The sequence below is a fragment of the Psychrobacter sp. Pi2-52 genome (assembly GCF_904846705.1).
Classification (GTDB): Bacteria; Pseudomonadota; Gammaproteobacteria; order Pseudomonadales; family Moraxellaceae; genus Psychrobacter.
This window is the reverse complement of the sequence record NZ_CAJHBS010000001.1, coordinates 72,253-92,628: the sequence shown is the minus strand read 5'-3', so window position 1 is coordinate 92,628 and position 20,376 is coordinate 72,253. Positions and strand designations below refer to the sequence as shown.

General features: G+C 41.8%; 19 protein-coding genes and 1 pseudogene. 14 read left to right on the top strand and 6 right to left on the bottom strand.

From position 1 onward, the window contains the following. Window positions 1-63: 63 nt before the first annotated feature. Window positions 64-1,782, bottom strand: coding sequence for a phosphoethanolamine--lipid A transferase (locus tag JMY00_RS00410; RefSeq protein ID WP_201578682.1), 1,719 nt, complete (start codon window positions 1,780-1,782; stop codon window positions 64-66). Window positions 1,783-1,923: 141 nt separating this feature from the next. Continuing rightward, window positions 1,924-2,613: a Crp/Fnr family transcriptional regulator gene (locus JMY00_RS00405; protein WP_201578681.1), complete on the bottom strand. Its 690-nt coding sequence runs from the start codon at window positions 2,611-2,613 to the stop codon at window positions 1,924-1,926. 85 nt (window positions 2,614-2,698) lie between these two features. On the opposite strand from JMY00_RS00405, the gene JMY00_RS00400 reads away from it, so the two are divergent. The 3 genes from JMY00_RS00400 (at window position 2,699) to JMY00_RS00390 (ending at window position 5,902) form a co-directional block, all read left to right on the top strand. After that, window positions 2,699-3,490 carry a class II aldolase/adducin family protein gene (locus tag JMY00_RS00400; protein WP_240990600.1) on the top strand — a complete coding sequence of 264 codons (792 nt, stop codon included), beginning with the start codon at window positions 2,699-2,701 and terminating at the stop codon, window positions 3,488-3,490. Between the two features lie 7 nt (window positions 3,491-3,497). Further along, window positions 3,498-4,370 carry an alpha/beta fold hydrolase gene (locus JMY00_RS00395; protein ID WP_201578680.1) on the top strand — a complete coding sequence of 291 codons (873 nt, stop codon included), beginning with the start codon at window positions 3,498-3,500 and terminating at the stop codon, window positions 4,368-4,370. Between the two features lie 578 nt (window positions 4,371-4,948). Then, window positions 4,949-5,902: an Imm49 family immunity protein gene (locus JMY00_RS00390; protein ID WP_201578679.1), complete on the top strand. Its 954-nt coding sequence runs from the start codon at window positions 4,949-4,951 to the stop codon at window positions 5,900-5,902. 309 nt (window positions 5,903-6,211) lie between these two features. Here JMY00_RS00390 and truC read toward each other — a convergent pair whose 3' ends face one another. Then, window positions 6,212-6,985 (bottom strand): tRNA pseudouridine(65) synthase TruC, encoded by a 774-nt coding sequence (truC, locus tag JMY00_RS00385; RefSeq protein WP_240990599.1) that lies wholly within the window; start codon window positions 6,983-6,985, stop codon window positions 6,212-6,214. A 268-nt stretch (window positions 6,986-7,253) separates the two neighbouring features. On the opposite strand from truC, the gene JMY00_RS00380 reads away from it, so the two are divergent. Further along, window positions 7,254-8,192, top strand: a complete 939-nt coding sequence (locus JMY00_RS00380; protein ID WP_201578678.1) for a pirin-like C-terminal cupin domain-containing protein — start codon at window positions 7,254-7,256, stop codon at window positions 8,190-8,192. Between the two features lie 228 nt (window positions 8,193-8,420). On the opposite strand, the gene JMY00_RS00375 is transcribed toward JMY00_RS00380, so the two are convergent. Further along, the gene (locus tag JMY00_RS00375; protein WP_102078430.1) at window positions 8,421-8,699 is read right to left on the bottom strand and encodes a peptidylprolyl isomerase; all 279 of its coding nucleotides are present in this window, start codon (window positions 8,697-8,699) and stop codon (window positions 8,421-8,423) included. 273 nt (window positions 8,700-8,972) lie between these two features. Further along, the gene (locus tag JMY00_RS00370) at window positions 8,973-9,608 is read right to left on the bottom strand and encodes a TetR family transcriptional regulator C-terminal domain-containing protein (RefSeq protein WP_240990598.1); all 636 of its coding nucleotides are present in this window, start codon (window positions 9,606-9,608) and stop codon (window positions 8,973-8,975) included. A gap of 499 nt (window positions 9,609-10,107) precedes the next feature. Here JMY00_RS00370 and rutA point away from each other — a divergent pair, with 499 nt between their 5' ends. From rutA to JMY00_RS00325, 9 genes and pseudogenes are all read left to right on the top strand, one after another. After that, window positions 10,108-11,211, top strand: coding sequence for a pyrimidine utilization protein A (gene rutA / locus JMY00_RS00365; RefSeq protein ID WP_201578676.1), 1,104 nt, complete (start codon window positions 10,108-10,110; stop codon window positions 11,209-11,211). A gap of 14 nt (window positions 11,212-11,225) precedes the next feature. Continuing rightward, the gene (gene rutB, locus JMY00_RS00360) at window positions 11,226-11,945 is read left to right on the top strand and encodes a pyrimidine utilization protein B (RefSeq protein ID WP_201578675.1); all 720 of its coding nucleotides are present in this window, start codon (window positions 11,226-11,228) and stop codon (window positions 11,943-11,945) included. Window positions 11,946-12,020: 75 nt separating this feature from the next. Next, on the top strand, window positions 12,021-12,404 hold the full coding sequence (gene rutC / locus JMY00_RS00355; protein WP_057761062.1) for a pyrimidine utilization protein C: 384 nt from the start codon (window positions 12,021-12,023) through the stop codon (window positions 12,402-12,404). Window positions 12,405-12,536: 132 nt separating this feature from the next. Continuing rightward, window positions 12,537-13,118, top strand: a complete 582-nt coding sequence (gene rutF / locus JMY00_RS00350; protein ID WP_191114002.1) for an NADH-dependent FMN reductase RutF — start codon at window positions 12,537-12,539, stop codon at window positions 13,116-13,118. Between the two features lie 35 nt (window positions 13,119-13,153). Then, entirely contained in the window at window positions 13,154-14,512 is a 1,359-nt protein-coding gene (locus JMY00_RS00345; RefSeq protein WP_201578674.1) for a solute carrier family 23 protein, read from the top strand. A 39-nt stretch (window positions 14,513-14,551) separates the two neighbouring features. Next, window positions 14,552-16,051, top strand: a complete 1,500-nt coding sequence (locus tag JMY00_RS00340) for a CoA-acylating methylmalonate-semialdehyde dehydrogenase (RefSeq protein ID WP_201578673.1) — start codon at window positions 14,552-14,554, stop codon at window positions 16,049-16,051. A gap of 109 nt (window positions 16,052-16,160) precedes the next feature. Beyond that, window positions 16,161-16,778 (top strand): annotated as a pseudogene (gene ribB, locus JMY00_RS00335) (3,4-dihydroxy-2-butanone-4-phosphate synthase); the annotation flags it as partial. A 171-nt stretch (window positions 16,779-16,949) separates the two neighbouring features. Next, window positions 16,950-17,726, top strand: coding sequence for a pyrimidine utilization protein D (gene rutD / locus JMY00_RS00330; RefSeq protein ID WP_201578671.1), 777 nt, complete (start codon window positions 16,950-16,952; stop codon window positions 17,724-17,726). Between the two features lie 18 nt (window positions 17,727-17,744). Next, complete coding sequence (locus JMY00_RS00325; RefSeq protein WP_201578670.1) at window positions 17,745-18,341, top strand: malonic semialdehyde reductase; 597 nt, start codon at window positions 17,745-17,747, stop codon at window positions 18,339-18,341. A 328-nt stretch (window positions 18,342-18,669) separates the two neighbouring features. Here JMY00_RS00325 and JMY00_RS00320 read toward each other — a convergent pair whose 3' ends face one another. Continuing rightward, window positions 18,670-19,101, bottom strand: coding sequence for an Lrp/AsnC family transcriptional regulator (locus JMY00_RS00320; protein ID WP_057761040.1), 432 nt, complete (start codon window positions 19,099-19,101; stop codon window positions 18,670-18,672). Between the two features lie 168 nt (window positions 19,102-19,269). Here JMY00_RS00320 and JMY00_RS00315 point away from each other — a divergent pair, with 168 nt between their 5' ends. Then, window positions 19,270-20,364, top strand: coding sequence for an ornithine cyclodeaminase (locus tag JMY00_RS00315; protein WP_201578669.1), 1,095 nt, complete (start codon window positions 19,270-19,272; stop codon window positions 20,362-20,364). Window positions 20,365-20,376: the final 12 nt, after the last annotated feature.

Sequence of the window (20,376 nt, the reverse complement as noted above, 5' to 3'; positions counted from 1 at the left end):
ATATAAAAACGAATGTAGAGAGCTGTTTTAATAAATTATTTGGAATAACTCACTTTTAACCACTCAATTAGAATTGGCCAGTTTGAAAAAAGTTGCTTCACCTTTGACTTCATCGGTCGTAATACCGAAAAAGCTAAGCAACGTCGGCGTAATAAAATCGTGCGACACTGGCTGATTGACCATACTAGAAAGACTTTCAATATCGATACTATTGCTATTAGGCGACCAAACTATCGTAGGCACGTGTTTTTGGGTATCTGGTGCGAACTTATAGGGTAAGCCGTGCAGGTAGATATTATTTTCACCCAAACTCTCCCCATGATCACTAATATATACCATTACCACATCATAATCTTGCTCATAAGGCTTTAACGTATCAATCACATTACTCAAAAAGTGATCAGTATAGCGAATCGCATTATCGTAACCATTTATCACAGACTGAGCATCGCACTTAGATAGCTCATTGGTCATGCAAACAGGATTATATTTTTCAAATGCTTTGGGATAGCGCTGATAATAGGCGGGGCCATGATTGCCCATTTGATGCAGCAAAATAAGTGTGTCTTTCGGCATCTCTTTCTGTGAGCTGCCTGACTTTACAAGTGCATCAAACCCATCAAGCATACCGATATCTCGGCATTCGACATCACAGTTCGGATTGGTATCAGCCGTTTTGTAGTCCTCAAAAGTAACACGATCAGCCACGCCTTTAGAGCTAGAGTTGTTGTCCCGCCAAACGACATTTATCCCTTGCTTGCTGAGCGTATCTAGTACGTTCTCATTATACTTGGCTGTATCGATATCGTAGTCTGCTCGATTTGCATAGCTAAACATGCAGGGTACGGAGTAGGCCGTAGAAGTGCCGCAGGAGACGGCATCTTTAAAGCTATAAAGGTCTGTCTGCTTTGAGAGCAGCGGTGTGGTGTTACGCGCATAGCCATTTAAACCAAAATGATCCGCTCGAGCCGTTTCACCAACGACGAACACCATCAGTTTTGGTTTAGCATTGCCATTAACACTATTAGCAGGGGCTACGCGCTTTGCATCTGTCGCATGTAGCGTGAAAGTATCAGGACGCCGCAGCTCATTGACATAGTTTTCGCCAAGTTTGATCGTAGAGTAAATAGGCGTGATCGGGTTAGCATAAGAACGGACTTGTTTATGCTGACGAAAGAAGCTGGCGTACTGGTCACCAAATGGTAAAAGACACGCTGCGATCAATGCGATAGACAATATCAACGTGGCTGTTTTTTGTAGAATACTGCGTTGCCAAGTAAAGCGTTTTAGACGAATTTTGCTAATGATAAATGCTGGCAACACGCCTAATATCAGCAGTCGAATGACCATGCTGGGGGCAAACAATCCCATTGCCTCTGCTTGATCGGTCTCCAGGCTGTTGATCAGCATGTTGGTGTCAAATATCGTCCCATAAGCATCGGTAAAATAACCGCATATGGCGGCAGTAATCAGTAGCGCAATCAATACTGGTTTGGCAATTGGGCGATAGCAAAGCAGTTGCAATACCAGCCACATCAGTCCGAATAACAAGCCAGTAATAGACAGTATAAAGCCCATATTTGTGCTAAATGGATAGACCGCCAGCACCTGCTCAAAAAACCCAATATTGGCAGTCGCTACCAAATATAAAGCCACAATGAAAATAAGATAACTGAGACTTATCTCACGATCATAGAGCTGACTAAGGTAGCTGGTCTTTGTATTGGTATTGGGTGCGTTGATTTTGAGCGCATTGGTTTTGATGACTTGAGGTATGGACATACAGATACTTCTCAACAGATGGTAGGAAACGTCATTCCTTACCATAGCAAGTGGTCTGTTAAGAAGATGTTAAGGCGATTGATGCTAACTATAATAAGTTAGATGCTGAGGTGTTTTCTGAGATTATTTTATATATTTAAGTTAGGCAGGATTCATCATTGCCATTAACTGGGGCTTGTCCTTTATAGTGATAAAACCATAATGCATATCAATAAGGTGCTGCTTTTGCCATGATTGAATAATTTTATTGATAGTTTGTCTAGTAGTGCCAAGCATAAAGCCTAGCTCTTCTTGCGATAAGCGCAGATCTATTTTGATATCGTCTCCTATTTGCTGTCCATAAGTGTCGATCAGTCCAATCAGCATGCTAGCCAATCGCGCTGAGGTATTGAGTGAGGTAGCATCGTCAATCCAATCAAATGCTCGGCGAATCCGCTGGCAAGTTATAAGCGCCAGATGCTTGTATAAAATAGGATGCAACTGCGCTGTCTGAATGACTAGGTTTCTTGGGATTGAGATGAGCGTTACTTTGTTAATCGTCCACGCATCATGGGTGCGAGGATTGTCATCTATGATAGATATCTCACCAAACCACTCACCACTAGATAGATGCGCCAACGTCATGGCATGGCCACTAGCGCTCACGTTACAGACTCTAATCGTACCCGACACGACAAAGTGTAGCGCCGCATCATCGCTGTCACCGATAGCATGAATCATTTGACCTTTTTGGTATACCTTTAACACCGCATCGCCTGCCAATAGCGGCTGCACAATGGCTGGCAATTGACTAAACCATGGGTCGTTATTTAAATAATGATTGATATTCATAAGTGTAATGTTTTTGACAGATTTGGTTTTATGAAATGGTGTAAAGTAATCATTCAGGATATCTAACACAGTAAAGGAATACACCATGCAAACAACTATGCAAACTGCGACATCAACGGATTCAACCTCGAGTGTACACCATAATATGAGCGAACAAGAGTGGCAGATGCGCGTAAATCTTGCCGCCTGTTATCGAATGATTGCCTCTTATGGCTGGGACGATTTGGTATTCACTCATATCTCTGCGCGCGTACCAGGTACTGAGGATGAGTTTTTAATCAATCCATACGGAATGTTATTTGAAGAGATTACCGCCTCTAGTCTAGTCAAGGTCAATAAAGCAGGCGAAAAAGTAGCGCCATCAGAGTTCGACGTAAATCCAGCTGGATTTATCATTCATAGTGCTGTGCACGAAGCTCGTGATGATGCGCATTGTGTTATTCATTTGCACACAAATGATGGCGTTGCCGTCTCAGCGCAAGAAAAAGGCCTGCTACCTATCTCGCAACAATCATTGTTTCCGCTATCTAACTTGGCATACCACGACTACGAAGGCGTCGCATTAAACCCTGAAGAAAAGGTTCGTTTGGTTGCTGATTTAGGCGATGCTCACTTTATGATTTTGCGTAACCATGGTCTGCTCACCTGTGCCGATACGGTTGCCAATGCGTTTTTGTACATGTATATCATGCAAAGAGCGTGTGAAATTCAAATCAAAGCGCAGAGCGGGGGCGGTGCCTTGACACCAATATCAGCACAAATATTGGCTGGTATCCAAGCTGCCTCAGAGCAAGTCACACGTGGGGCAAATGGCGATATCGCATGGCCTGCATTGTTGAGAAAATTGCGCCGTACTGACCCATCATTTGAGGAGTAAATCTCTAATGATAACTCTTGATGAGTGGCAACGGCAGGGCCAGTATGAATCCATTCATGGGCACCAAATCTTTACTCGGTATGCAGGGGATAAGAGTGCGCCTGTATTGCTATTGATTCACGGTTATCCTAGTGCCAGTTGGGACTGGGAGGGCATGTGGGATGCGCTAACCGAGCACTATTATGTTATCACCCTCGATATGCTGGGGTTTGGGTTGTCAGATAAACCCAAAAACGCGCGCTATCTAATCAGTGAGCAGGCCGATATTTATCAAGCGGTTTTAGAAAAACTGGACGTCAGTGATTATCATATATTAGCACATGACTATGGTGATACGGTGGCTCAGGAATTGCTGGCAAGACAAGTGGAAGGGAGTGCTGAGCGACACATTGCTAGCGTATGCTTTTTGAACGGTGGTCTATTTCCTGAGACGCATAAACCTATCTTGGTACAGAAGCTACTGCTATCGCCATTGGGTCCTCTGGTATCAAAGCTGATTAATAAACAGAAATTTGCGGGCAGTCTACAGCGGATATTTGGCCCCGACACGCAGCCCACAGTAGAGGTGATAGATACGCTATGGCAGCTGTTAAATCACAATGATGGGTTGGGTGTGATGCATAAGTTGATTAACTATATGCCACAGCGTCAGCAGTACCGCGAGCGATGGGTAGGCGCGATTATCAACAGTACTGTATCAGTGAAATTGATCGCAGGTGCCAAAGACCCTATCTCAGGTCAGCATATGATTGATCGTTATCGTCAGCTGATACCCAACGCTGATATAACCAATATGCCTATGTTAGGTCATTATCCGCAGATAGAGGATGCAGCGGAAATCACAGCGGTTTATCTACAATTTAGACGCAGTATCCTGTAGATACAGTTCAATCCAACAAACGCAGGGCATCAAGTGGTGCTCTGCGTTTTTTTGTTCTCTTATCATCTTCTAACTCTTAAAAAAATGCATAAGTCTAAATGAGACTAACATCCGTGAGCGCAGTCACAGAGCTGTGCAAAAGGTTTTTGATAAAATGATCACTAACAAATGGCTAATTATCATTAAATGGCCTATATACATAGTGCTATAGTCGAGTCTATATAAGTCCGCTACATTGTCATCCTCGCTAAGCATACTAATGTATAACTTGCACTCGGTTTCCTTGTATCGAAATTATATTGAACTGACTATACAAGATACTGATGACTTGATAAAAAGGTATTTTAAAAAACTTGAGGTTTTGGAGCGTAGGCTAAGAGACTATCTTTTAAGTTTATTATGAGAATATAAAGTAATCGAGTAAAGCCTAACAGATATAACTGTTCTTAAAAGCTGTTATAAGTGGTTCCATTATACCAGTCTGTTATAAGTGGTCTGTTAATAGGTTTGAAGGGTAAGACAATTGGTTTCGTTGGGGTATACCTATATTAAAAATTAATAAAAAAGTGAGAACTCAAATGACTAACAACTATAAAGTATATTTAGGTAGTGAGTCAGGAAGAGATTATCAAGAAAGTTTTGAGCATGTTATGGGCATAGCTAATTTTATTATTAACCCAAGTGAAAATGAGGACCTTTCAGGTTCAAAACGTAAATTAAAAATTATTGAAACTTTCGAAGGTAATCCTTTAGCCTGTATGCGTGGTTTAGGTGTTTATTACGAAGCAAAAGCCTCCTCTGACTTACTACTACATGCTGATATTGATGCATTTAAGCAAGATGCTTATATGGCAGCCAAACTGCAAATGATGGGTAAAGAAGAAATCTATTGGGCATACAATGGCTATAATACTAATAACTTTTTTATAGCCATCATGTCCGATAATCTTGATTTAATCAGATTTTTGATTGAGCACCGAGATGAGGTTGTTGAAGTTAATGAGCTATATGATCGCAAAGATACCCGTTCCTATTTTAATAAGAACACCTTACTTGCACTAGCAGGAGAATGGACTGCATTAAAAGGACGTAGCTTGGTTTTTTTAGAAGATGATAACAAGGATAAACGAGATATCATAAGAATACCTGATCATGAGTTTTATATTGCTCTATGTGATAAAAACATAAAAGCTATGCAAATGGCACTAACTAAACTACTTGAACTTAAACTAGCAAAAAAGGCAGCTTATGACGCGAATACTTGGTTTGACTTTTATCTTCAGATACAAGTGCTGTTATATGCCAAGATTGCAGCAATACATGGCTATGATTTAGGTATAGATAGTCCAATTGCACCGAAAGAGCTGATAGAATTTAAACCTTTATCAAGCTACTCTCAACCTTATGATTTTATGACAGAGTTTAATTATAACCAACCGCAACAAGACTGGATTAATATGTGGCAAGAACGTATGAGAGTAGCTAGTGAGAAAAAGAAGAAAAAAGGACTATTTTCTTGGCTAAAGAAATAGTTTGCTTATAACAAGCGTAGAGACTATTTTGCCAAACTATCCAGTATGCTCCGTTCTTACCGAGGAAAGAAGCACAAGCCTAACTGTTAAAAAAAACTTTGCTTATTGCCCTTCTCTATTCTTAATGAACTCAGACATAGAGGTTATTGAAAAATCTAGTATATGTACACTATGAAGTACACTGTGATCGTTTCAGTATTTTAAATACTCGATACCATTAGCCTATAGCCAAATGTTCAAGTCCTCACTAGGGAACCGAACCTTTAGCAGCCGTATTTTGGCTTTTTTCACTGAATATTTTAGATAAGTTTAGGCTTTAGCGCTGTCTACCCAAGAGAACTCTTCTAGGATACGCATCCATTGATCGTCTAATCCCGCTTTTAGTACTAGTGGCTCACCAGTGACGGGGTGGCTGAGTGCCAAAGTCTGAGCATGCAGCAACATACGCGTGCAATCATAGTGAGTACGAAAAAATCGTGTATGACGTATATCGCCGTGACTGGTATCACCCACGATGTGATGGAATACATGTCTCATATGCCGACGCAGCTGATGTTTGCGTCCAGTTTCAGGCGTTAAGCGTACCAGACTATAGCGGCTAGTGGCATGCTTCTTTGATACTGCAAATGGCAGCTCAATTTGTGCCAAACTTTGCCAGTGAGTCACCGCTTCTTGAGCAGATTTATCTAAGTTGGCAAATTTATCGGCAATGGCATCAGGCTTAAAGCTAAGCGCATAATCAACAGTACCTTGCTCAGACATAAATCCGCGCACCACGGCCAAATATTGCTTGGTTACTTTGCGTTCAGTAAATGCTTCGGTAAGGCTACGTGCCACGTCTGAGCTCTTGGCAAATAACAATACACCTGATGTAGGTTTGTCTAACCTATGTACTGGAAACACATGACAGCCTACCGCATCACGTGTGAGCTGCATGGCAAAGCGTGTCTCACCTTTGTCCAGCCAACTGCGATGCACCAACAGACCAGCTTCTTTATTAATCGCTACTATATACTCATCTTCATAGATAATTTCTATTTGATCAGCAGTATTGCCTTCGATATCCATGTTTTTAGTGCTCATATTTTAGATGCGTCAATTATATATTCTTTTTATTGTACCTGTAGTGGCATAATAAATTTAGATAGTGTTGCAGAGAAAGTAAGCAGTAAAACTACCGCACCGATGTTTATCTCTTTGCCATTAGCAGCAGCGTTAATATAAATAGTAAAACGCTAAATGATAAGATGTCAGCTGCCGATGTATTGAGCATGAAAGTACCAACAACCATTTAATACTTCTCTATGCTCATTGTTTGTAATATATAAAGTATCAAGAAAGGAGTAGATTCATGAGTATTCAAACGTTTGAGCCAAAACTGGCTACTGTCGGCGGTATTCCAATCGCACGTTTACTACCTAACAAAGGCAAAAAACCTATCGGTGCGTGGTGCTTTTTAGATCATGCAGGTCCTGCTGATTTTGGTGTAGATGATGCAGGGATGCAAGTGGGACGCCATCCGCACATTAACTTGCAGACTTTCAGCTGGATGCTAAATGGTGAGGTGCTACACAAAGACAGTTTGGGCAATGAACAGGTTATTACCAAAAACCAAGTCAATGTCATGACCGCAGGTACAGGTCTGCACCAAGGCATCAGTCATACAGAACAAAGTGTCTTTCCAGATACGGGTGGTTCAGAAAATGCCGCACGTGGTATCAGTATGGTACAGCTATGGATTGCGCTTCCCACTGACCAGAAGATTGAGCGCAGTTTTCATCATTATCCTGAACTACCGACATGGAGCGAGGGCAACGTAGAGATGATACTGACGACAGGTAGCTATACCAATACATCAGGTGAGACATTTGAAGCGCCTACCATTCAGTATTCTAAACTGGTCGGTATAGATGTGTACTTCAAGCAAGATGGCGAAGCGACATTGAATTTAGAGCCAGACTTTGAGTACGGTATTTTGGTTTCAGAAGGGGAGGCAGAGTCTGAAGGCAAGGTCTGTCAGCAAGACCAGTTATTCTGTTTTCATGATATCGATGTCGCCAATAGTAAAAGTATTAAGCTGGTTGCCAAAAAGGGCACACGTATCATGTTCATCGGCGGCGAACCGCTGAATAACCAAGTGCTAATGTGGTGGAACTTCGTTGCTGATAACAAAGCTGAGATTGAACAATCTATTGTTGATTGGAATAATGGCCATGAGCGTTTCGGTAATGTTGACTCTGATATGAAGCGCTTGCCTGCACCTGAATTACCTAGGGGCTTTAAAGGCTGATTACAACTTGTCTCGCCACCTCAATATTTGACCTTAACTCGTAGAAAACTGCTTAAGTAAAATACTGCTTAAATAAAATAAGGGTAGTTTGACGTAAGGATTAGAAGGTGTAAGTCGACCAAATACCAAGTCCTGATTCACACATAATTATCACGATGTTAAATCACATATGAATCAGGACAACATTTGAGGCATACTCCAGTCGGCTTACAATCAAAACGCCAATGCTTAAGTTCTATAAAGGACTTTTACGACATGCCAGCCAAATTTGGTCTTTACTAGATGCGGAGTAAATAGTTCGCCGGTAAAGCAAACCTTATCGAATGGCCCTACCATATCACCTTTGCCAAACTCACCTAAGCTGCCACCTTTTTTACCTGATGGGCAGGTTGAGTATCGCTTGGCCAGTACATCAAACTTAGCGCCTTTTTTAAGCTTGGCAATAATGTCCTCAGCTTGTTCTTTATGTTTTACTAAAATGTGCAATGCGCTAGCGGTACGAGCCATAATGTAACCCTTTTATAAAATATCGATTATCAGGACATTATATCACTACTTACCTTGGTTGCTAACCTCACTTGTAGGTGCTGATTTCTCCCAAGTCATCCTTATACAATCGTGACTATAGGGGTTAGAGAAAAGAAGTTTTAGTCATGTAATGTTTTATTTAAACTACAGTCTTTATTTAAACTACAGCCCTTAAATGATGGACATAAAAAAAGCCTCAATCTTCAGATTGGGGCTTTTCGAATTGGGGAACTGTACTTTACTCATATCAAATCACGGAATCAAACTATCTACCAGAAGTTGAATACTAGTATTTAATGCCTCATTAGCGAACTTTTTATTTCTCAAGCTATGATTACACACCGCTTCAGTTTGCGTGGAAAAGTCAGAATAGTGCTGAGTGACTGCCCAAATATGAAAAATCAAATGGATGGCAGACACGGACTTAATCTTGTTATCTGCAATCCAGCCATCAATCACTGCCACCTTTTCACGAACCAAAGACCTCAAAGGGCCTTTTAATACGGCCATCAAATGAGGTGCCCCTTGTATAATCTCTAACGCATACAGTCTCGATGCTGCAGGTGATTTTTTTGAGATTTTATACTTTTCTTCAATATAGGTCTTAAGGGCAACCCTTGGGTCTTGGTTGGCGTTAATTTCACTCAAAGGCGATAACCACTTACTCAGCACCTTTTCTAAAACAGCAACATACAGAACTTCTTTACTTTGGAAGTAATAAAATATATTCGATTTAGATATATCAGCTTCGTCGGCAATTTGCTCCATTCGCGCGCCATTCAATCCCTCTTGGGAAAATACGATCAATGCAGCATTGATGATATGTTCTTTCTTTTTTAATATCTTTGCACTCGTCTCTGTCTCTTCTTTTAGTGCGTATTCTTTCACTATATTTTCCCTCATCGTAAAGCCATATGAACCTAATTTTAAATGATAGTTGATTCAATTTAGAAAAGGGTAGAAGTAACCAGATGCAGATGCAGATGCAGATGCTACTGGTTAATAAAAACAGATATGCCAACTACTCCAACAGCGAGCAATACCATATCGGTTTACAGGTTCACCGACTAAAGCAACCTGCTGTTGAACAGTCTTTTCTGCTGCTCATTCCACCTTATCTCCATTCAAACCACCATCAAAATATACTTATAAATAATTTATACATTTGTGCACTATTTTATAACACTTTGCACCAATTTATAACAGCCCGCACTATTTTTCTGCATATTTTTAGACCATATGGTTTAATAATTTTTGAATTAAAATAATATAAGTTATTGATAAATAGAGATTAATTAATTTGGCATAAATTATGCTATATAAAAAACATGAAATAATCTTTATTTCTTTTATCGCTCTTTTCTTCTTCAAACGTATAGGTGAAATCATGGAAATAGGTATTTTTTGTCCGATTGGCAACAACGGCTGGTTAATTTCAAAAAACGCGCCGCAGTACAAGCCAACATTTGAGCTAAATAAACAGATTGTGCAACGTGCTGAGCACTATGGTTTTGATTTTGCGCTCTCAATGATCAAGCTACGCGGCTTTGGCGGGGAGACGGAGTTTTGGGATTATAACCTCGAAAGCTTTACTTTGATGGCAGGGCTTGCGGCAGTCACGTCCAAAATAAAAATCTATGCCACATCAGCAACGTTAGTCATGCCGCCCGCAATCGTAGCGAGAATGGCATCGACGCTTGATAGCATCTCAAACGGACGTTTTGGATTGAATGTCGTGACTGGCTGGCAAGAAGCAGAATATGGACAAATGGGAATGTGGCCAGGCGACGATTATTTTGGTAAGCGCTATGACTACCTATCTGAATATGTCCAAATTTTAAGAGATCTGTGGGCGACAGGCCAATCTGATTTGAAGGGTGAGTTCTTCCAGATGGATGACTGTCAAGTGAAGCCCATTCCAAAAGCGGATATGAAGATTATCTGTGCGGGTCAATCAGATACAGGGTTAGCGTTTTCTGCAAAACATGCTGATTACAACTTTGTTTTTGGTAAAGGTCTAAACACACCTACCGCTTATGCTGGTATCAATGACCGATTAAAGGTACACACGGATAAGACGGGCCGTAATGTTCCGACCTATGTTCTCTTTATGGTCATTGCAGATGAGACCGATGAAAAAGCCCAAGCAAAATGGCAGTCATACAATGACGGTGCGGATTTCGAAGCCATTGATTGGTTGCAGTCACAAGGCGGTAAGGACAAAACATCAGGCAAAGATACCAATATTCGCCATATGGCCTCAAGCGTCTCGCCAGTCAATATCAATATGGGTACGCTGGTCGGTTCTTTTGAAAACGTAGCCAGCATGTTAGACGAAGTCGCTGAAGTACAAGGTACTGATGGCGTCTTACTGACCTTTGATGACTTCGTACAAGGTGTTGAGGATTTTGGCAGTAAGATTCAGCCCTTGATGCAGAGCCGCATCAATGTCGATACCCCAGTTGCCAGCCAAGCTGTCAGCGAAGCCTAATAAAAGGAGTGGATATGAATTCGGTTAATACCATTTGTGCAGACTTTACCAAGGAATCCTCTCCTGTCTTAGAGTCGTTGCCTGAACCTATCAAGTTAGACCCCTCACAGACGGCACTGATCGTCGTGGATATGCAAAACGCTTATGCCAGCCAAGGCGGTTATCTAGATTTGGCTGGGTTCGATGTCACAGCAACCAAACCCGTCATCGATAAAATCAAGCAAGCGGTGGATATTGCGCACCAAGCTGGCATACAAGTCATTTACTTCAGAAATGGTTGGGACAACAAATATGTAGAAGCGGGTGGTAGTGGATCGCCCAATTATCACAAATCAAATGCCCTAAAAACCATGCGTAAGAATCCTGAAATTGAGGGAACGCTATTAGCAAAAGGGGGCTGGGATTATGAGTTAGTTGACGAGCTTAGCCCTGCGCCTCAAGACATCGTTATAGATAAACCTCGTTATAGCGGCTTTGCGAACACCAACTTCGATAGTGTATTGCGATCACGTGGCATACGTAATCTATTGCTCACAGGTATCGCGACTAACGTCTGTGTTGAATCTACGCTTCGAGATGGGTTCTTCCTTGAGTATTTTGGGGTGTTATTAGATGACGCTTGTTATCAGGCAGGACCAGTAGAGGCTCATGAGGCCACACTATATAACGTAAAAACCTTTTTTGGTTGGGTGTCTGATGTTGCCAGCATGCAGCAGTGTTTTTCAGATAGCTAATATTTTACCTAGCCAGTTTTTAGAAATCTAAACCAAGCGTTTCATACTTAACCTAACCGCAATAGGAATGTAGATATGTCTAAACAAGTGATTATCCCTGAAGGCACCAGCAAACCGTTAGCCCCTTATGTACCAGCGACTAAGGCCGACAACATCGTTTATGTCTCTGGAACCTTGCCCTTTGATGAAAACAACGATGTCGTACATGTGGGTGATGCCGCTGCTCAAACCCGCCATGTGTTAACAACGATTCAAAACGTTATTCAGACCGCTGGCGGCGATATGGATGATGTGACCTTTAATTCGATCTTTGTAAAAGATTGGGCAGATTATGACGCGGTCAATCAAGTCTATGCAGAATTTTTTCCCAATGAAAAGCCAGCAAGATTTTGTATCCAATGTGGATTGGTGAAACCAGACGCCCTCGTCGAAATCGCGTCCATAGCGCACATTGGATAAAAACCTGTTTAAAAATAACTGCATTTAGTGAATTTAAAGTTACCTGACATCTAACCCCCTAGTATTGGACTGTAGTAGGGCGCTTTAGTTGACTACACATGTGGCGGAATATTGTTTAAAAGGAAATGACAGATGAATACAGTAATTAAAGAAAGCCAAGTAACGCAATCCTCATTAATGAAACATAAGTCTAAAGAATCATTCACCTCTACGGCAGGAAACTTAACCGACATGCAGCAGTCTTTTAGAGATGCGATGAGCAAGTTGGCGGCTGCCGTGAACATTATTACCACTGAGGGTCCAGCAGGGCGCGCAGGATTTACCGCCTCAGCAGTATGCAGTGTCACTGACGAACCGCCAACCCTATTAGTGTGTCTAAACCGAAGCGCTTCTGTATACAAGTTTTTTAAAGAAAATATGGTGCTATGCGTCAACACACTTGGTCTTGAACATAAAGACTTAAGCGGTGTGTTCGGCGGTAAAAAGGCGCTGGAAGAAAGATTTGAGCAAGGCAACTGGTCTACGCTGTCAACCGGATCGCCTGTATTAGAGGATGCCAGTATCTCTTTTGATTGCAAAATCAAACTCATCAGCTCGGTGGGGACCCACGATATTCTTATTTGTGAAGTATTGGATATCAAACACAAGCCTGATTGCGAAAGTCTCATCTATTTCAATCGAGACTACCATCAATTGAGTAAGTGCAAAAACTAAGTATCACACCTCTACTTTTTTTAAGGATATTCAAAATGGATAAATGGTTTGTGAAATGGCGTCCCTACACCGGGAACCTAGAAACGACACCGGTAGGTATCAATGAATACTTACCAATGGGTAAAAGTGTGGTGTTAGGCGCACAGCACTCATTCGCAATGTTCGGTGCGACAATCTTAGCTCCCTTACTGATGGGCTTTGATCCTAGCTTGACCATGCTGATTACTGGTATAGGCACGATACTTTTCTTTCTTATTACTGGTGGTCACGTACCAAGTTATTTGGGCTCTAGTTTTGCATTTATCGGAGCGGTTGCAGCAGTAACAGGCTATAGCGGTACTGGTATCAATCCAAATATTGGCATTGCGCTTGGGGGCACACTGGTCTGCGGGGTCTTATACGCATTGATGGGTCTGCTGGTGATGAAGACAGGTGCAGGATGGATTGAGAATTTGATGCCACCTGTGGTCACTGGGTCCATTGTGATGATTATCGGGTTGAACCTAGCGCCTGTCACCATACAAAGCGTCATTGGCAGTAGTTTTGATTCTTGGATGGCGTTAGTCACCGTGTTGTGTATCTGTTCAGTCGCCGTATTCACCAGAGGTATGGTCAGACGCTTGCTACTGTTAATCGGGCTAGTTGCCGCCTATTTTATTTATTTCCTATTAACGAATGTGATGGGTATGGGCAAGCCTATTGATTTTAGTCCAATTGCGAATGCTGCTTGGTTTGGTCTGCCAACACTATATTCTCCTGTCTTTGAGACCAGTGCCATATTAGTCATCGCACCCGTCTTTATCATCTTAATTGCTGAAAATCTTGGTCATTTCAAAGCAGTAGAGGCCATGACTGGCAAAAGCATCTCACCTTATATGGGTAGAGCGTTCTTTGCTGACGGCCTTTGTACCACGCTTTCGGCTTCGGTAGGCGGCACTGGTATGACGACTTATGCAGAAAACATCGGCGTCATGGCAGCGACCAAAATTTACTCTACAGTTGTCTTTGTCATAGCAGGTGTTTTTGCAATCTTATTGGGTTTATCCCCTAAGTTTGGAACCTTGGTAAGTACCATCCCAGTGCCTATTTTGACCGGTGCTTCAATCGTTGTCTTTGGCTTGATTACGATAGCTGGTGCGCGTATTTGGATGAATGCAAAAATTGATTTTAGTAAGAATGGCAATATGTTGGTAGCCGCCGTTCCAGTCATCCTAGGCACTGGTAACTATTCATTAAACATTGCTGGCTTTGATTTAGGTGGTATCGGTACCGCTACTTTTTTAGCCATTCTTATGAACCTCGCTTTCAATTTTAAAAACAAACAAAAAGAGATGAGCGTGACCACTGAGAGAGAAATTGCTACATCAGAGCCGCTCTTAAAACTCAATCCATAAATTTAAACCCTATTTGATATTACCTTAAGGAATCGTGTCATGACTGCAGAACTACGTAACGTACAACAATTGATAAACGGCGAATTTACCGAGTCAACTACCATAGAATGGATTGATATCACCAATCCAGCCACTCAAGAAGTTATCGCCAAGGTACCACAATCAACACCTGCGGAAATCGAGCAAGCTATCAAAACGGCATCTGAGGCTTTTCAGAGTTGGCGTGTCACACCTATCAGTAAACGAGCTCGTGTTTTCTTAAAGTATCAACAACTGATACGTGAAAATATGGATGAGCTGGCAGCGCTACTGACTGAAGAACAAGGTAAGACACTGGCAGATGCTAGAGGTGATGTATTTAGAGGTCTTGAGGTCGTAGAGCACGCATCAGGTATCGGCAACTTGCAACAAGGTGGCTACATCGAAAACGTCGCCAGTAGTGTTGATATGTATACCGTTCAGCAGCCAATAGGCGTCTGTGCAGGTATCACCCCCTTTAATTTTCCTGCCATGATACCGCTATGGATGTTTCCAATGGCCATCGCCACAGGCAACACGTTCATCTTAAAACCCTCTGAACAAAACCCAATCGTTACCATGAGATTGGTTGAGCTGGCGCTTGAAGCGGGTATACCAAAAGGGGTATTAAATGTGGTTCATGGTGGCAAAGACACGGTGGATGCGCTGTGCGATCACCCTGATATAAAAGCGATATCTTTTGTTGGTTCAACAGCAGTTGGTAAGCACGTATATGACCGAGCCGGTCAGGCTGGTAAACGTGTGCAATGTATGATGGGTGCGAAAAACCATGCCGTTATCATGCCTGATGCCAATAAAGAACAAAGTCTGAATCAGTTAGCAGGCGCAGCATTTGGTGCAGCAGGTCAGCGATGCATGGCACTGTCTGTCGTGGTGTTGGTTGGGGAATCTAAACAGTGGGTTGATGAGATTGTAGAAAAATCAGCACAGCTAGTAGTGTCTGCTGGCAAGGATGATAAAGATTTAGGTCCGCTAATATCTAAGCAAGCCAAAGCCCGTGTCGAGCGCTTAATCCAAGCGGGTATAGATGAAGGTGCGCATCTAAGACTAGATGGGCGCGGTTGTCAGGTAGCAGGTTACGAGGATGGTAACTTTGTTGGTCCAACCATCTTGGACAATGTAACAGCTGATATGAGCTGCTATACCGAAGAGATCTTTGGTCCTGTCCTATGCATTATGTATGCCGACACGCTTGAGGAAGCCATTAAGATTATCAATACCAATCCGAATGGTAATGGTACCGCAATTTTCACCCAGTCTAGCGCCCATGCACATAAGTTCCAACAAGATATCGATGTTGGACAAGTTGGTATTAATTTACCAATTCCAGTACCGCTACCGATGTTTTCGTTTACAGGGTCTAGAGCCAGTAAGCTCGGTGACTTAGGTCCTTACGGCAAGCAAGCGGTGCAGTTTTATACGCAGACTAAAACAGTGATATCACGCTGGTTTGATGAAGATGCTAGTGAAGGCGTAAATACCACTATCTCTATGAAGTAGCTGTACGGCCATATCAAACGTAGGACGTTATGTAGAGCGTGTGATCAATTGACAATAGGCTCTACATAACAACATATAAAAGTAAATATAAATGTAAATGGTGGGTTTTATGAATATCAATACAATACCAGAAATCATTGAAGATATTAAAGCAGGCAAGATGGTCATCATTATGGATGATGAGGATAGAGAAAATGAAGGTGACCTGATCATGGCAGCCACTTTAGCCAAACCTGATGATATCAATTTTATGATCACTCATGCCAGAGGTTTGGTTTGTTTGACCTTGACGTCCGAGCGTTGCAAAAAATTAAAATTACCCCTGATGTGCAAAGACAATAAGGCACCTTACAGTACAAATTTTACTGTTTCCATTGATGCGGCAAAAGGGGTAAGTACTGGAATATCAACGGCAGACAGAGCTCAGACTATCAAAACTGCCGTGTCTCCAGACGTTACCTTTGATGACGTCGTAACCCCAGGACATATTTTCCCACTAATGGCTAAAGAAGGCGGTGTCTTAGAGCGGGCTGGGCATACGGAGGCAGGTTGTGACCTAACGAGACTGGCTGGCTTTGAGCCTGCTTCGGTTATTGTAGAAATTATCAACCAAGATGGTGAAATGGCTCGTAGAGACGATCTGATGAAATTCGCTGATATTCATAACCTAAAGGTCGGCACTATAGACGCGTTAATTAAATATATTAAATCTCAAGAGGCTGTCGAGAGTAAAGGTGAAAACGAAGTCGAAAACTTCGAAGAAACTGTAACGTATGAATATGATGAAAGCGATGAGCGTACCGTTGAGTTGATTTAGTAAACTTAATTTAACTTTACTTTATAAGCTATTAGATACTTTTACCGCAATTTGAAATTTACTAAAATTGGATGAAACCCTATGTTAGTTAAAAAATATCCTTGTAAGAACGACACGTCAGAAACGGTCGTATTTAGTTCAGGTTTAGGCGGGCATGCTGATTTTTGGTTACCTCAAATTGAGAGTTTTACCGAGTATTATAATGTGATTTGCTATGAACAAGAGGGCGTATCGCCTGATAGTGATCTCTTACCCGATGACTATTCTATGCAAGATTTAGCAGAACAATTAATTGAAATATTAAAACAAGAAGGGCTGTCTAATTGTCATTTCGTCGGTCACGCGCTTGGCGGATTTATCGGTATGGAAGTCGCTTATAAAGCGCCAGAATTGTTAAATAAACTGGTCATCTTAAATGGTTGGGAAAGCCTCGATCCTCACACTATCAAATGTTTTAGGATGCGAACCAGTTTGCTACAAGATACAGGTATAGAAGCATTTGTGCGCGCCCAAGCGATATTTTTGTACCCGCCAATATGGATCTCAGACAACATAGACGCACTCACGCAAAAAGAAAACAAAGCCATCGATCACTTTGCGCCAGTCGAGAACGTCTCAACGAGACTAAAAGCCTTGCAGGCTTATCAGCCCCTGATAAATGCCAAGCATATCAAAAATAAGACGTTAGTCTTAAGCAATCTTGATGATGTGTTGGTGCCATGGCAACGCGGTCTGGCGCTAGCCGATAGTATGCAAAACGCCCAGTTTGAGTTAATGGTGACGGGTGGCCATGCCAGCACAATCACAGAGACCTGCTCAACCAATAGCAAAATTCTTCAATTCTTATCCAAAATTTAATATCAATAAGGAAATGTTATGACTGACTCCCTATCGTTATCCTCAGAAGGTCTTGATCAGCTGTTTGGTAAGGCCAGATCCTTTAACGCTTGGCAAAAAAAAGACGTGCCAGATGTACTACTTGAAGAGATCTATCACTTGGTTAAAATGGCGCCTACTTCGGCTAACTGTTCACCGGCGCGGTTTGTATTTCTCAAATCTGATGACGCTAAAGCACGCTTAGAGCCAGCATTGTCATCAGGTAATATCGAAAAAACAATGACGGCACCTGTCACAGTGATTGTCGCTTATGATAATGAGTTTTATGATCAGCTTCCCAAATTATTCCCACATACGGATGCCAGATCGTGGTTTAACTCTAGTCCTGAACTTATAAAAGAAACGGCGTTTAGAAACAGTTCTATGCAAGCAGCCTATCTAATTTTGGCTTGTAGAGCCTTGGGTTTAGACACCGGCCCTATGTCTGGATTTAATAATGAATTAATAGATAAAACTTTTCTTAAAGATAGCAAATGGACTTCAAATCTACTCATCAATATAGGTTATGGTCAAGAGGATCAGTTATACAGCCGTCTGCCAAGATTGGACTTTGATGAGGCTTGTCAGATTTTATAAGAAACAAGTACTTCAACCATATGGAAAGGTAGCGGCTTTCGACTGGGTTATTAAGTGAACCATGATGACGCTTAATAACCATTTTTGATTACAGTGCTCTGAAACCAAAGGTTTTTCGCTACAGCTCTTTTATTGCAGCCCTGAAAAAAGCCCCAACCTTGAGATTGGGGCTTTCTACATTTGGGAAGTATAAGCAGACTCAGAGCTGATGGTAAATGTGACTATTTTAATGAAAACAAATATTGACATCACTAGATCACAGTCCAAGTAGGGCTAGAGCATTGTATTCTTAGACTGTGCTGAACATACTTCTCTAGATAAGGTCATATTACAAACTCGACAGCAGAACACTTGTTTCGCTATTCAAAATGCCATCAATCTCTCTGACTTGACGCAGCACTTCATCAAATTCTCTCAAGCTTGTCGTGTGTATCTCTCCTACCAAGTCCCATGCCCCATTGGTCGTATGTAGCTTAATCAATTGCGGGATACCCCGCAGTTTCCTAATCACTTGTGAAGTAGATTTTCCTGTTACCTCAATCATCATCATCGCTTTAACTGTTTCTTTATCTAATGCTTCATGCACTCGAATCGTAAATCCTAAAATAGCACCGTTGTGAATCAGTCTATCCAATCTGTTTTGGACAGTGGCACGAGAGACTTTGAGTTTTTTAGCCAGGTTTGAGATGGTTGCTCGACCATCTTGTCGAAGTTCAGATATCAGTTCGCTATCTAAAGAGTCATAAGTGTAATACGCCATAAAAATGTTTCCTTCACTAGATTTTGACATTATGCTAAGTAGCACCTAACAATGTGTCAAAAAAATATCCATATTTGGTAAGTTATTGACATTTTAACTGACAATTATAATTGGTAGCATATTAATTGTCGGTTAAATAAATAATATTCATGGAATGGAGCAAAATTAATGTCTAAATTTATCGTATCACAGAAACAAGGTGTGCCATTTGTTAGCGTACAGGCGATGGCTGAGATCATTAGTAATTATGGTATAGAGCAGACGATAAAAGAATTGGTAGATGCTTTAGAACAAGATTTTTCTCGTTGGGATAGTTTTGAAAAATCCAGTCGTTTTGCTTCTCATTCCAAAGACGGTGTCATAGAGTTGATGCCTGTCAGCGATGGTGAAATGTTTGCGTGCAAATATGTCAATGGCCATCCTATCAACACCAAGCGCGATTTGCAGACGGTAGCCGCTTTTGGCTTATTGTCTGATGTCGATACCGGCTATCCCATTCTGCTGACAGAGATGTGTATCTTAACCGCCCTACGCACTGCGGCGACTTCTGCATTGGTTGCCAAACATTGTGCGCCCAAAAACGCCCAGACTTTAGCGCTTATCGGTAATGGTGCTCAGGGTGAGTTCCAAGCAATGGGTATGAAAGCAGTCGTGGGTATCTCAAAAGTACGTTTATATGATGTCGACCCAGCCGCATCTGAAAAAGTAGCGCATAACCTTGCCGATTCAGGTCTAGAGATTACTATTTGCAAAACGGTAGAAGAAGCGGTCGAAGGTGCAGATATCATCACCACTTGTACCGCAGATAAGAAAAACGCCACCATCCTCCGTGATGATATGGTCAAAAAAGGCGTCTATATTAATGCCATCGGTGGTGACTGTCCTGGCAAAACAGAGCTAGATGCCAACATCTTGTTAAGAGCCGATCACGTGATTGTGGAGTTTGAACCACAAACCCGTATTGAAGGCGACATTCAACAGCTTTCTCAAGATTTCCCTGTGACAGAGTTTCACCGCATCGTAAATGGTGAAAAAGAAGTACGCACTAGTGAGGATAACTTGGTTGTATTTGATGGTGTTGGTTTTGCCTCAGAAGATTTTACGGCTTTGGTATTTTTGCGTGATTTGATCAAAAAGCAGGATGCATATGAGTTGCTTGACTTGATTCCTCAGCAACAAGACCCTAAAAACCTCTATTCGGTCGTCAAAGCTCATAGTAAAGATCATAGCCTAGAGACGGATGAAGCGATGGCCGTATCATAAGTCATTTGAATA